Here is a 12,548-nt window from a genome sequence, read left to right on the forward strand (position 1 = left end):
GTCACAGGACCGGCAGGGTGGTGTCCGAGGCGGGGGTGAAGGTGACGATGCGGCGGCGGGGATCGCCGGGCAGTTCGAGGTTCTCGTAGGCGAAGGTGAGATCGCCGGAGTGGGGGTGACGGACGCGTTTGCCGCCGTGGGTGCGGTGTTCGACGTCGCCGGCGCGCCAGAGGGCGGCGAATGCGGTGCTGCCGGTGGCGAGTTCGTCGATGAGAGCGGTGGTGGCGGGGTCGTCGGGGTAGCGGCCCGCGACGCGGCGCAGCTGGGCGACGGTGGCGGCGGCCACGTCGTCCCAGTCGAGGTAGAAGGCGCGGGCGGCGGGGTCGAAGAACAGTGAGCGGGCCATATTGTCGCCGATCAGGTCGCCGAAGACGTAGTGCGCCAGCGGATTCGCGGCGAGCACGTCGAACAGGTCGGTGATGAGCGCGGCGGGGGCCTTGTCGATCAGGTCGAGCATGCGCAGCAGTCCGGGACGCGGCGCGGCCCCGAGGGCGGCAGTCCGGTGTCCCGCGGATCGACGCGCGCCCGCCGGGACTTCAGGAATTCCGCCAGATCCTCGCGCACGGCCATGTCCGCAGTGTGACACAGGAACCGGGTGGCCCCGGGGGTACGAGGCACGGCGTGCACTGGTTGCCGCCGGCGCGGGCGAGCAGGCTCGGTGGCGAGAGTTCACCACGGCCGACCGGCGCGTAGCGGCTGCGGGAAGGGGAATCGGGGAGGACTGTATCTCTCTCCCCTTTCAACATATAGCGCAGTGGGGGGCTTGCGGCAAGGCCCCCGTGGTGGCGCACAATCGCTGGCCGAGGGCTGCGGCCTGCGCGAATGGCGCGTGGGCGGCGGCCGGGGACCGGCTGGGCGGAAGGTGTGGTGCTGATGTCTGATCAGGGGTACGAGAACGAACTGCGCTCCGAGCGCGAGTACGTGGCCGGGCTGTACGCGCGGTTGGACGCCGAGCGGGCGCGGGTGCGCGGCCGGTACGGCGAGACGCTGACCGTGCGCGGCAATGCGACGGTGCTGGTGGAGCGGGATGCCGAAGCGCGGGCGCTGGCCAAGGAGATGACCCGGCTGGGTGTGGCCGACAACGGCCTGTGCTTCGGCCGTCTCGACAGCGAGACCGGCGAGCACGCCTACATCGGCCGGATCGGCATCTACGACGAGACCAACGAATTCGAGCCGCTGCTGCAGGATTGGCGCGCCCCGGCGTCGCAGGCGTTCTACACCGCGACCGCCGCGACCCCGGAGCACATGCGCCGGCGTCGCCAATTCCACACGCGGGGCCGGGATGTGGTGGATTTCACCGATGAGGTGTTCGGTCGTCCCGGGGACGGGGAGCGCGGTGACGCGGCGTTGCTGGCGGCGGTCAACGCGCCGCGCGGCGAGGGCATGCGCGACATCGTGGCGACGATCCAGGCCGAGCAGGACCGGATCATCCGCCTCGATCACCCCGGTGTGCTGGTGATCGAGGGCGGGCCGGGCACCGGCAAGACGGTGGTGGCGCTGCACCGGGTGGCGTATCTGCTGTACACGCAGCGGGAGCAGATGGAACGCAACGGCGTGCTCGTGGTGGGCCCGAATACGGCTTTCCTCAGGCACATCGGGCGGGTGCTGCCGTCGCTGGGCGAGACCAACGTGGTGTTCACCACCACCGCGGATCTCATGCCCGGCGTGCACGCAACCGCCGAGGACATTCCGGAGGTGGCTCGGCTCAAGGGCGCATTGGGCATTCTCGCGGTGCTGAAGGCGGCGATCGCGGACCGGCAGCAAGTGCCCGCGGAGCCCGTGTCCCTCGAACTGTCGGATGTGACGGTCCGCATCGGCGCGGATATCGCGGACTGGGCGCGGTCGGAGGCTCGCGAGAGCGGCCTGCCGCACAATCTGGCCCGCGCCACGTTCGTGGAGGTGCTCACCTGGGCGCTGACCGAGCGCGCGATCGCCCGCATCGGTCAGGGCTGGCTCACCCGCGAGGACCGCGAGGCGTGGGAGAACATGCGCACCGACCTGCGCACCGAACTCGCCGAGCACGAGGGCTTCACCGCGCTGCTCGACGAGCTGTGGCCGGCGCTCACGCCGGAACAGCTACTGGCGGAACTGTTGTCGTCGACCGACCGTCTGCGCGCGGCGGGCGCCGACCAGTCGCTCTGGCGGGCCGGGGGCGAGGCGTGGACGGTCTCGGATGTCCCGCTGCTCGACGAGCTGGCCGACCTGCTGGGCCGCGACACCTCCGCCGAGGAGGCCGCGGCCGAGCGGGAACGCAAGGCGCAGGCCGCCTACGCCGAGGGCGTGCTGGATCTGCTGGTGAACCGCGCCGACCACATGGACGACGAGGACCACCTGTTCGCCACCGACATGCTGTACGGCGAGGACCTGGCCGAGCGTTTCATCGAACGCGACACCCGCGAACTCGCCGAACGCGCTGCCGCGGACCGGGATTGGACCTACCGGCACATCGTGGTCGACGAGGCCCAGGAGCTGTCGGCCATGGACTGGCGGGTGCTGATGCGCCGCTGCCCCGGCCATTCCTTCACCGTGGTGGGCGATCTCGCGCAGCGTCGTTCCGCGGCGGGCGCGACGTCGTGGGCCGAGATGCTGGACCCGTACGTTCCGGGCCGCTGGCAGTACCGCTCGCTCACCGTGAACTACCGCACCCCCGCGGAGATCATGGCCGTCGCCGCCGCCGTGCTCGCCGACTTCTCCCCCGACGTCACCCCACCGGATTCGGTCCGAGCCTGCGGCGTCCAGCCGTGGGCCCGGCAGCTCTCCACCGACGACATGCCTTCGGCCATCGAGGAATTCGTCCGCGACGAGGCCGGCCGCGAGGGCACCAGCATCGTGATCGGCCCGCCCGGCATGCCGGGCACGGTCCCCGCCTCGGAGACCAAGGGCCTCGAGTTCGACGCCGTCCTGGTGGTCGAACCCGAGCACATCCTCGCCGACGGCCCGCGCGGCGCGGCCGAACTGTACGTCGCCCTCACCCGCGCCACCCAGCGCCTCGGCGTCCTGCACCGGGGCCCGCTCCCCCGCGCCCTGGCCGGTCTCTACACGTCGAAGTAGAGCCAGGACTTCCATCGGGTTCTGCACAGAAGCGTTGAGACACTGCTTCTTTGCGCCCGGGAAGCGCCTGATCGGCTGGACCCCGTTCTGATCGAGCCTGCCCTCCTCGGGCAGCCATCGCGAGCGCGCCCCGGAGCGGGCAGGCTCGATCAGCCGATCGGTGGTGCGAGGTATTCCAGCGCATATCCCTCGCCGGAGGGGGTTACGCGGGCGATGCCGGGTGAATCGAGGTGGGCGCCGGCTACGAAATGGCGTGGCCGGGTCAGTTGTTCGAGGAGGGCCGCGCGCGCGGCGCGGGCCTGGGACTGGTTGCCGTCGAACTCCCAGGACACGGTCGGCCGATCGAATTGCAGCGTGGGAACGTGAACGGTGTCGCCCCAGACGAGAAGGTGGCCGGTGCCGCTCCTGACCTCGTAGACGGTGTGACCGGGGGTGTGGCCCGGTGTCGGGATCGCGGTGGTCCAGTCGTTGATCGCGACCTGTTCCGTCACGGGGACGATTCGGTCGCGGATCGGTTCGAGCCGCCCCGTGAACACCGAGGTGTCGCCTGCGCCGATCCATACCCGTTCGAGTTCGGTGAACGCCTCGGAACCGTCCGGCGCGATCAGGCCGCTCACATGGTCTTCGTGGTTGTGGGTGATGGCCACATCGGTGACTTGCGCACGGTCGATTCCCGCTTCGCCGAGTGCTTCGTAGATCAATCCCATGGTGGGGTCGTGCCAGACGTTGGACGCGCCGGTGTCGATGAGCACCGACCGTGTGCCGTCGGTGACGAAGAAGGCGTTGACCGACAGCCGCAAGTTGTCGCCGACCAGCGGCACGCCGGCCGGCAGCTCTTCGAACGCGCATCCATCCTCGTCGCGGAGCCGGGTCGGCGGCATGTCGATGTACCCGTCTCGCAACGAGATCACCCGCAGATCGCCGAATTCGAAGGTGGCGTGGTGCCGGCCACTCGAGATCAAACGCATGGAACCTCCGTCATGTCGGGCGCATATCGCCCGTCTCCTATAGAAGACTCTGTCTTCTATAGGAGAAACATACACTGTGGGCGACGAGATACCCATCGATCGAGGAGCACGGTGGTCGAGCAAGACGGATCCGAACCACAGCACGGTGACGACCTGGCCGGCGCGTTCGGCGGTAACGTGCGGCGACGCCGCGAGGAAGTGGGCCTGACGCTGGAGCAGCTGTCCCTACAGTCGTCGGTCAGCCGGGCGATGCTGTCCAAGGTCGAACGCGGTGAGAAGAGCCCGACGATCGGCGTCGCGTCCAGGATCGCCCACGCGCTCGACGCGTCGCTCTCGGACCTGATCGGTGGCGCGACGGCGACCGCATCGGGCGTGGCCGTTGTCATGCGCAAGAACGATCGCCCCGTTTTCCGCGACCCGGAAACCGGCTTCGAGCGGCACATGGTGTCAGCGGCCCCGGGCGTGGGCGGAGCCGAGATGGTTGTCCACTATCTCCCAGCACAGGTCTCCACCGGGCTCCTGCCCGCGTATCCACCGGGTACCGAGAAACAACTCGTGGTGCTCGGAGGGACACTGACCGTCGCGATCGGCGGGATCAACGAGACCTTGAACGCGGGCGACTCCCTGTTCTTCCAGGCCGACGCGGACCACGGCTTCGCCAACCGAACGAACGCGCCCTGCGAATACATCATGATCATCTCGCGCAGAACCTGATCGGCCCCGGCCATCACCCGAACAGACCACCACTTCCGGGGTTCGACCAGGTTCGCGCGGGTCGGGCTCAAACGTCGAAGTAGAGCTCGAACTGGCTGCTGGGGGTTTAGGTTCGTTGGTTGGTGCCGATGTCAGCCGGGCAATCTGCTGATCAACGATTGATAGCGTTTGCAGGAAGCGGTGCCGGTGGAGGCTGCTGCGGACGTACTGCGGACGTTGTGGACACCTGTTCGAGCCTGTCGTTATGACTGGGCCTGCTTGTTCTGGCGAGCCCTGAATGCATCGAAGCGAGCGCGAAGAACGTAGAGATGATCGAGCAATGCTTCTGCGAAATCCAACGCATCCTGAGCGTCCTGAGAGGAGCCCTTGTCTCCTGTGAAGTGCGCTCCCTTGTTGCCGACAACTCGCAGCAGGTCGGCCCACTGGGCTAACAGCCCGTCGATCTTCCCCTGCTCCTGGAGTTCCTTGAGGCTCTGAGCCAGAGTCTTCTTCGTTGCCCCTTGGTCGGCGCATGTTCCTTCCAGGGTTCGGCGCACCATGACCAGGGTTGCGCCGTATGCCTTCGCCTCGAAGCACTTCTGAGCTTCCTCGAACTCATCGCGGAGGGCGTCTGGGACGCTGTCGCTGAGCCGTCGCTTCGATGGGTAGAAGATCTCGGGTCGATCGCGGTTGAACTCGTCGTCCCAGAGCACGGCGCATTGGACGACGGGAGCTAGGCACTCCTGGTGGGTGCACATCAGCAGGGCGAACTCATTGGGTGGAAAGTTCTCGCCGTCATCCTGCACGACCTTGCCGTGTACATCACTTCGGGATGCTTCGCCGCAGAGCGGGCAAATGAAGGCCCGTGCTTCGTTGGTCACAACGGCCAGTATTCAGCGGCAGGGCGGATCCTGTGGCCGCTTCGTCCCGAAGAAACGGGCATTGATCTCAGGCGGTCACAGCTGCGGCGGTTCGGCCCGCTCGTGACCGATTGGTGCGTCTCAGCTGTACTGCGGAGTCCAGGGGCGTTCGGGCTGTTTCGCTGCGTTCGGTGATGTCGAGGAGCATCCGGTGCCGCTGCGGACTGGTTGCGGACCGGATCGGTTCTCTCCGGCTCAGGTCCGCTTTCCGAGTCCCGGCAGGCCACCGCTGACGGTGTGGATCGAACTGCCGCCGCCCTGGCTGACGGTAGCGCGGGCTGGTTGCCCAGTGCGCTTCCGGTATCTGGCCCTTGCGATCTGTTGTTCCCGTACGCATTTGACGCATGTGCTGAAGCTGCTGGTCGGAGTGACAACGTTGCTTCTAATCACGGTTCGTCCGCACCGTGTCATGTCCCCGGTGGCCGGATGCCTCAAGTGGCGAAGACCGCCAAGTCCGATCCAATGATCCCGCGGGTATTTCATGGTTCCTCCCTTTGCTCGGATCGTATCGGTCAAATCGGCCTTCGGCGCGCCCTATGGCCCGGTGACTTTTCTCCTCCCTGCTTCCTCATACAGGCCGCCCTCAGCGGAAGGAGGTCGGGTCAAGGGCGCTTTTTCCCTTGACGCGGCCTCCTGGAGCGAGACAATCGGGCCGATGAGGAAGCAGGGAGCCCAGCCGCAGCGTGGTCCATCTCGGGAAGGTGCCGGCACCTGACTCGGCGAGGTGGGATCGACCGGTGTCCTCAGTTGATCGGGCCGGGACTCGTACGTCCAGGACGAGACTGGGCGGCTCCCTTCCCTGATCCTGTCTCCCTTCCCACTCGCGGAAGTTCTTGGCCTGGAGAGCGATTCAGGCACTAATGCGGTGCGTGGCGTGTGCCGCAACGCGCCGACGCGCCCGCGGCGAGCGAGGTACGAGGGAGCTGCGGTTGCGCGTCGTAGCGCGGGGCGGCGCGCGTAAGCGCGCCGCTCTTGAGTCTGTATAGCTAAATTGGGCAAAGCGTGGGATCGCAACCGGAGATGCCTACGGAGACGGGAACCAGGGGGCGGGTAGACGACCTATCCGCGGATCGCGGAGGCGGACACCTCTCGGACGACTCGTGCTTGTGGAAACTGAGGCCAGCGGCGTGCGTCCAATCGAGCATGGATCACGAACGACGGCAACGACTTCAGTGCGCTGGCTACAATCCCGACTGCCCCGCCGACCGGTGGCGGTTCCATCAGATCCGGATGCTGATCATTCTCACGATGGTCACCGGCAACTGGATGACAAGGCGAAGTCCGGTACGCCGTCACCAGCGCCGGGTAGCGAAGCGGGTCCGGGCACACAGAACGAGATGCCGGCGGCGATTGCTCCTCAGTCGGCATCCGGCCACGAGTTCGGTCGCCGTCAATGGATGTAACGAAACGCCGCACCATTCATACTGATGCGGTATGGAGCAGAGAACGCCCATCGATCATGTGGTCACTGTGACGACAGAAAGCGGCGGTAAGCCAGAGCGGGTCATGCTGGAATCCCGTGCCGCACAGAAGGTTTATGTCAGGGCGGTCGATCCGTGCGACCCCGAACCTGACCCCGTGCCTCTGTACGAGGGGGACCAGCTGATCATGATGACTCACATCTCACACCTGAGTATCCACACGAGCCCTACAGGAAGCGACGGCTTTCTAATGCCACAGAGAGTCGTTCCTATCCGCCGCGAAGAAGGCAAGGTGTACGCACGTCCCTTGGCACACGGGGAAACCGATGACGGTCGGCGCGTACACATATACCCGGGTGAGGAACTGGTGCTGGAGCCCAGGGTCGAGCTCGATGCTGTCGACGAGTGGGAAGGCGCCGGTGTCAGCGGCTACGTCCCGCTGACACCGGTGCTCTTCACCTGGATGCAAATGGCTCCGCCGCCCGCCGTCAGTACCGCCCGCTACCTCTTGGCGGCAGCCCGTCGACTCGATCTGGCACAGATGCTGTTTTCGCAGGTTGACGAATACCGTCAAAGTGAGCACGAGGGCGCACCTGCAACACGCCGCGCAATTTTCGCCCTCATCGGAGCTACAGAACTGGCCCTCGTCTCATTGGCGCGGGCAGTGGACATGTGCGTGGAGGCGTCCAGCAAAATCGGCACATCGGTACCAGTACCAGCAGATGTCAGCTCGCGCGCCGATGCGGTACGCGCTATCCGCAACGCCTATGAACACATCGAGGACCGAGCGCTGGGCAACGTCCACGGTCGACCTCACCCTGATGCTGCAACCATCTTCGATCATTACGAAATCGTCAAAAATGGAGCGATCGTCTACGGAAACCACCGCCTAAGCCTTGAGACGGACATTCCGCCGATCATCGCCGCGGTGCGCCGATTCCTCAAGGATGTGGCTGGACACTAGGGCGCGTACTTGACCCGAGCGCTCACAGTCCCCAGGTTCCGGCCTACCCGCCGGATGCTCAGCCCAGCGAGCGAGCCAGCTCAGCGAGCGCGCGTATAACTTCGGCTGTGTCCTGCCGGCGAGCCCGCCGAAGACCTCGACACCTCAGCATCAGAATCGTCACCAAGCGACCGGTGTAGCGGACGCTCCAGAACGTCGCAGCTGCCCATCCCAGGTCGGAAAAGTGCATGACTGTACCTCTCGATGAGAGGACCAGTCACGCGAGAAATTAAGGTGGCCCACGGTGTTAGGCCGGCACAGCGCGTGAAGTTAGTCCGTTGACCGACCGGAACCCAGAAGCCGTATGTGGTGACCACGGAGCAAATGTGGCAGCTGCACGATGCGATGCCGGCACACCTGCGGGCGGCGGTCCTGCTGGGAGTGTTCGCGGGCCTGCGGGTCGCTGAGATCTCGGCGTTGCTGGTCGGCGACATCGACTTCACGCGGGGGTCGTCTACCCGAAGCGGCAATGGCCAGCCAAGCCGTTGAAGACGGACAAGAGCACCACACCGGTGCCGATACCGCGGGAACTGGCGTTGCTGCTGTCGGCCTCGTTGAAGCAGTGGCCACACGATCACATGGTGACCAATGGGGAAGGGAAACCCGCGCCGCCGTGGCTGATTCAGCGGAAGCTGCGGGAGCTCCGGAACTCCGGGACGGTGGCGGGCCTGCCCGAGGAATTCAGTGTGCACGATCTCCGGCACTACTTCGCATCGCTGCTGATCTCCAAGGGCGCGGACGTCAAGATGGTGCAGGCGCGGATGCGGCATGCCAGCGCGCGAACGACGCTCGATACCTATGGGCATCTGTGGCCGGACGCAGACGAGTCCACCCGTTTCGCGGTCGGTGAAGTGATCGCGGAACGGATGGACTCGTTGGCTACTGCGGACGAGCTGCGGACGGAAGACCTCGGTTAGAGGCTCCGCCGCAGATCAGAGCGGCAGAACGACTTAGACGTCGTAGTACAGCTCGAATTCGTAGGGGTGGGGGCGGAGGTTGATTTCGGCGATCTCGGTGTCGCGCTTGAGGCGGATCCAGGTGTCGATGAGGTCCTCGGTGAACACCCCGCCCTGGGTGAGGTAGTCGTGGTCGGCCTCGAGGCGGTCGATGACCGCTTCGAGGCTCGCGGGGGTCTGGGTGACCTCGGCGGATTCCTCGGGGGTGAGTTCGTAGAGGTCCTTGTCGACGGGCAGGGCGGGCTCGATCTTGTTGGTGATGCCGTCGAGTCCGGCCATCATCATGGCGGCGAAGGACAGGTACGGATTGCCCGAGGAGTCGGGGCAGCGGAATTCGAGGCGTTTGGCGCGGGCATTGGTGCCGGTCACCGGGATTCGCACGGCGGCGGAGCGATTGCGCTGGCTGTAGACCAGATTCACCGGGGCCTCGTAGCCGGGGACGAGACGCTTGTAGGAGTTCACCGTCGGGTTGGTGAAGGCCAGCAGTGAGGGCGCGTGGTGCAGCAGCCCGCCGATGTAGTGCCGGGCCAGGTCCGACAGTCCGGCGTAGCCCGCCTCGTCGTAGAACAGCGGGGCGCCGTCCTTCCACAGGGATTGGTGCACGTGCATGCCGGACCCGTTGTCGCCGAAGAGCGGTTTGGGCATGAAGGTGACGGTCTTGCCGCCCGCCCAGGCGGTGTTCTTGATGATGTACTTGTAGAGCATCAGGTCGTCGGCGGCGGCGAGCAGGGTGTTGAACCGGTAGTTGATCTCGGCCTGTCCGGCGGTGCCGACCTCGTGGTGGCCCTTCTCCAATTCGAATCCGGCCTGTTGCAAGTGCGTGCACATGCGGTCGCGCAGATCGACGTCGGCGTCATAGGGGGCGACGGGGAAATAGCCGCCCTTGGGCCGGACTTTGTAGCCGCGGTTGGGAGTTCCGTCGGGATTGATTTTCGCGCCGGTATTCCAGTCCGCCGACGACGAATCCACTTCGTAGAAGGCCCGGTTCATGGTGGTGTCGTAACGGACCGTGTCGAAAATGTAGAACTCGGCCTCGGGGCCGAAATAGGCGGTGTCGGCGATTCCGGTGGAGCGCAGGTATTCCTCGGCCTTGCGGGCCACATTGCGGGGATCACGGCTGTAGGCGGCGCGGGTGTGCGGGTCGTGCACGAAACAACTGATATTGAGGGTCTTGGCGGTGCGGAACGAATCCAGTTGCGCGGTCCGCAGATCCGGCAGCAGCAGCATGTCGGATTCGTGGATGGCCTGGAAGCCTCGCACCGAGGAGCCGTCGAAGGCGATGCCGTCCTCGACCAGTTCCGGGCCGAACATGCTCGCCGGGATCGAGAAATGCTGCTGGATGCCGGGGACGTCGCAGAAGCGGACGTCGACGTATTGGACTTCCTCGGCGTCGATGTAGTCCTGTACTCCATTGGTGGTAGGGGTGATCACCGCTGCCTCCTCGTGGCCGCGCACGCCTACCCGATCGGACGGCCCGGTCGGGGTCCGGCGGTCCTGTTCGTGCTAAACACGATACGTCGCGGAGATACCCGCACGGACGCGAATGCGCTTGTGTACCAAGATCATTCGACAGCATGATCGGCGCGCGGAGGGTGGCGCGGGATTCACGGCTCCGACCTGCCCTGCCCACTCCCCCGCTTTTGGCACAGTGCACAAATCGCCTGTCACAGTTCTTCTCCATTGCCCCTGGTCCGCCCCATATGCTGTGCGATCTGCTGGAACCGTGAGTTCAACATCGGTAGCGGGAACGACCCCGCGCACCATGGTCGAGGCGTTCCAGGCCACCGCTGCCCGCTATCCGGACGCGGTCGCGTTGCGCACGCTCGGCGGCGCGGTCTCCATCACCTGGCGCGAGTACGCCGACCGGGTACGCGCCATCGCCACCGGCCTCGCCGCGCTCGGCGTCGGCCGGGGCGACACGGTGGCGCTGATGCTGACCAACCGGCCCGAATTCCACCTGTGCGACACCGCGATCCTGCACACCGGCGCGACCCCGTTCTCGGTGTACAACACCAATCCGGTGGAGGTGCTGGCTTACCAGTTCACCAATGCGGGCAACCGGGCCGTGATCTGCGAGGCGCAGTTCGCACCGCAGGTCCGCGCCGCGGTGGCACTGGCCGCCGAGCGGGGCGCGACCGTGGAGCACGTGATCTGTGTCGACGAGGCGCTCGCGGGGTGCGTCGCGCTGACGGAGATCGAGGCCACCGAGCCGGGCGGCGTCGACTTCGAATCCGCCTGGCGCGCCGTGGCTCCCGGGGATCTGCTCACCATCGTCTACACCTCGGGCACCACCGGCCCGCCCAAGGGCGTGGAGCTCACCCACACCAACTTCCTCGAGAACGCCCGCGTGGTGGACGAATTCGGCGGCGGCTCCCCCGCCGACCGGGTGATCTCCTATCTGCCCGACGCGCACGCCGCCAATCGCTGGCTCTCGCACTATCTCTCGATCCTGACCGGCGGCCAGATCACCACCTGCCCGAACCTCACACAGGTCGCGGCCGCGCTCTCGGAGGTGCATCCGACGGTGTTCCTGGGTGTGCCGCGGGTGTGGGTGAAAGTCAAAGCGGCGCTGGAGGAACGCTTCGCCGCCGAACCGAGCCCGATCAAACGCCGCCTCATCGCCTGGGCGATCGCGAGCGGCCGGGCACGAGCCCGCGCGGCATCGGACGGACTCACGCTGAACATCCTCGACACCTGGCAGTTCCGGCTGGCGGATCGCCTGGTGCTGTCCGCCGTTCGAGAGCAGCTGGGACTGGACCGGATTCGCATCGCCGTCACCGGCTCCGCCCCGATCCCGAAGGACACCCACGAGTTCTTCCTCGGTCTGGGCCTGCCGCTGTGCGAGGGCTACGGCATGACCGAGTGCACCGCGGGCGCGACCATGGACCGCCCGGCGCGCATCAAGATCGGCACGGTCGGCACCGCGTTCCCCGGCACCGAGGTCGCCATCGCCAAGGACGGCGAGGTGCTGGTGCGCGGCGGAAGCGTGATGCGCGGCTATCGCGGCGAGCCCGCCAAGACCGCCGAGACCGTGGACGCCGACGGCTGGCTGCACACCGGCGATATCGGCGAACTCGACGCCGAGGGCTTCCTGCGGATCGTGGACCGCAAGAAGGAGCTCATCATCAACGCGGCCGGCAAGAACATGTCGCCGACCAATATCGAGAACACCGTCACCGAGCACACGCCCCTGGCGGGTGCGGTGGTGGCGATCGGCGAGGGCCGCGCCTACAACACCGCGCTCATCTGCCTGGACCCCGACCTGGCCGCCGCGTTCGCCGAACGCCACCAGCTAACCGAGCGGGACATCGCGGCCCTGGCCCGCGATCCGCGCGTGCTCGCCACCCTGCAGGACGGCGTGGACGCGGCGAACGACAAGCTCTCACGGGTGGAGCAGATCAAGAAGTTCGCGGTGCTGCCGGATGTGTGGGCCCCGGGCTCCGATCACCTCACGGCGACCGGAAAACTCAGGCGCAAACCGATAGCTATCACCTACGCCGCTACTATCGAGTCGCTGTACGGGTAGTAGGAGAGTT

11 protein-coding genes are annotated in these 12,548 nt (G+C 66.4%); 6 read left to right on the top strand and 5 right to left on the bottom strand.

Going from position 1 to position 12,548, the window contains the following annotated elements:
• Position 1: 1 nt before the first annotated feature.
• Together ACQP06_RS20135 and ACQP06_RS20140 are read right to left on the bottom strand one after the other, a co-directional pair.
• The gene (locus tag ACQP06_RS20135; protein WP_433666066.1) at positions 2–457 is read right to left on the bottom strand and encodes a hypothetical protein; all 456 of its coding nucleotides are present in this window, start codon (positions 455–457) and stop codon (positions 2–4) included.
• Positions 445–570 (bottom strand): hypothetical protein, encoded by a 126-nt coding sequence (locus ACQP06_RS20140; protein ID WP_433666067.1) that lies wholly within the window; start codon positions 568–570, stop codon positions 445–447. Before ACQP06_RS20140 ends, ACQP06_RS20135 begins: the two co-directional genes overlap by 13 nt.
• A 303-nt stretch (positions 571–873) precedes the next feature.
• On the opposite strand from ACQP06_RS20140, the gene helR reads away from it, so the two are divergent.
• The gene (helR, locus tag ACQP06_RS20145; RefSeq protein WP_433666068.1) at positions 874–3,051 is read left to right on the top strand and encodes an RNA polymerase recycling motor ATPase HelR; all 2,178 of its coding nucleotides are present in this window, start codon (positions 874–876) and stop codon (positions 3,049–3,051) included.
• Positions 3,052–3,200: 149 nt separating this feature from the next.
• Here the strand turns inward: helR and ACQP06_RS20150 are convergent, their stop codons facing one another.
• Entirely contained in the window at positions 3,201–4,115 is a 915-nt protein-coding gene (locus ACQP06_RS20150) for an MBL fold metallo-hydrolase (RefSeq protein ID WP_433666069.1), read from the bottom strand.
• Between the two features lie 15 nt (positions 4,116–4,130).
• Here ACQP06_RS20150 and ACQP06_RS20155 point away from each other — a divergent pair, with 15 nt between their 5' ends.
• On the top strand, positions 4,131–4,733 hold the full coding sequence (locus tag ACQP06_RS20155; protein ID WP_433666070.1) for a helix-turn-helix domain-containing protein: 603 nt from the start codon (positions 4,131–4,133) through the stop codon (positions 4,731–4,733).
• Between the two features lie 242 nt (positions 4,734–4,975).
• Here the strand turns inward: ACQP06_RS20155 and ACQP06_RS20160 are convergent, their stop codons facing one another.
• Positions 4,976–5,593: a DUF4145 domain-containing protein gene (locus ACQP06_RS20160; protein WP_433666071.1), complete on the bottom strand. Its 618-nt coding sequence runs from the start codon at positions 5,591–5,593 to the stop codon at positions 4,976–4,978.
• A 1,473-nt stretch (positions 5,594–7,066) separates the two neighbouring features.
• On the opposite strand from ACQP06_RS20160, the gene ACQP06_RS20165 reads away from it, so the two are divergent.
• The 3 genes from ACQP06_RS20165 to ACQP06_RS20175 all read left to right on the top strand — a co-directional run bounded on the left by ACQP06_RS20165 (position 7,067) and on the right by ACQP06_RS20175 (position 8,973).
• Entirely contained in the window at positions 7,067–8,017 is a 951-nt protein-coding gene (locus tag ACQP06_RS20165) for a light-mediated development protein DET1 (protein ID WP_433666072.1), read from the top strand.
• A 345-nt stretch (positions 8,018–8,362) separates the two neighbouring features.
• Positions 8,363–8,545, top strand: coding sequence for a hypothetical protein (locus ACQP06_RS20170; RefSeq protein ID WP_433666073.1), 183 nt, complete (start codon positions 8,363–8,365; stop codon positions 8,543–8,545).
• Positions 8,546–8,592: 47 nt separating this feature from the next.
• Complete coding sequence (locus tag ACQP06_RS20175) at positions 8,593–8,973, top strand: tyrosine-type recombinase/integrase (protein ID WP_433666074.1); 381 nt, start codon at positions 8,593–8,595, stop codon at positions 8,971–8,973.
• 33 nt (positions 8,974–9,006) lie between these two features.
• On the opposite strand, the gene glnA is transcribed toward ACQP06_RS20175, so the two are convergent.
• The gene (gene glnA, locus ACQP06_RS20180) at positions 9,007–10,443 is read right to left on the bottom strand and encodes a type I glutamate--ammonia ligase (RefSeq protein WP_433666075.1); all 1,437 of its coding nucleotides are present in this window, start codon (positions 10,441–10,443) and stop codon (positions 9,007–9,009) included.
• Positions 10,444–10,774: 331 nt separating this feature from the next.
• Here glnA and ACQP06_RS20185 point away from each other — a divergent pair, with 331 nt between their 5' ends.
• On the top strand, positions 10,775–12,538 hold the full coding sequence (locus tag ACQP06_RS20185) for an AMP-dependent synthetase/ligase (protein ID WP_433673377.1): 1,764 nt from the start codon (positions 10,775–10,777) through the stop codon (positions 12,536–12,538).
• Positions 12,539–12,548 lie beyond the last annotated feature (10 nt).

The organism is Nocardia sp. CA-136227, from assembly GCF_050955695.1.
In the GTDB taxonomy this organism is placed as follows: domain Bacteria; phylum Actinomycetota; class Actinomycetes; order Mycobacteriales; family Mycobacteriaceae; genus Nocardia.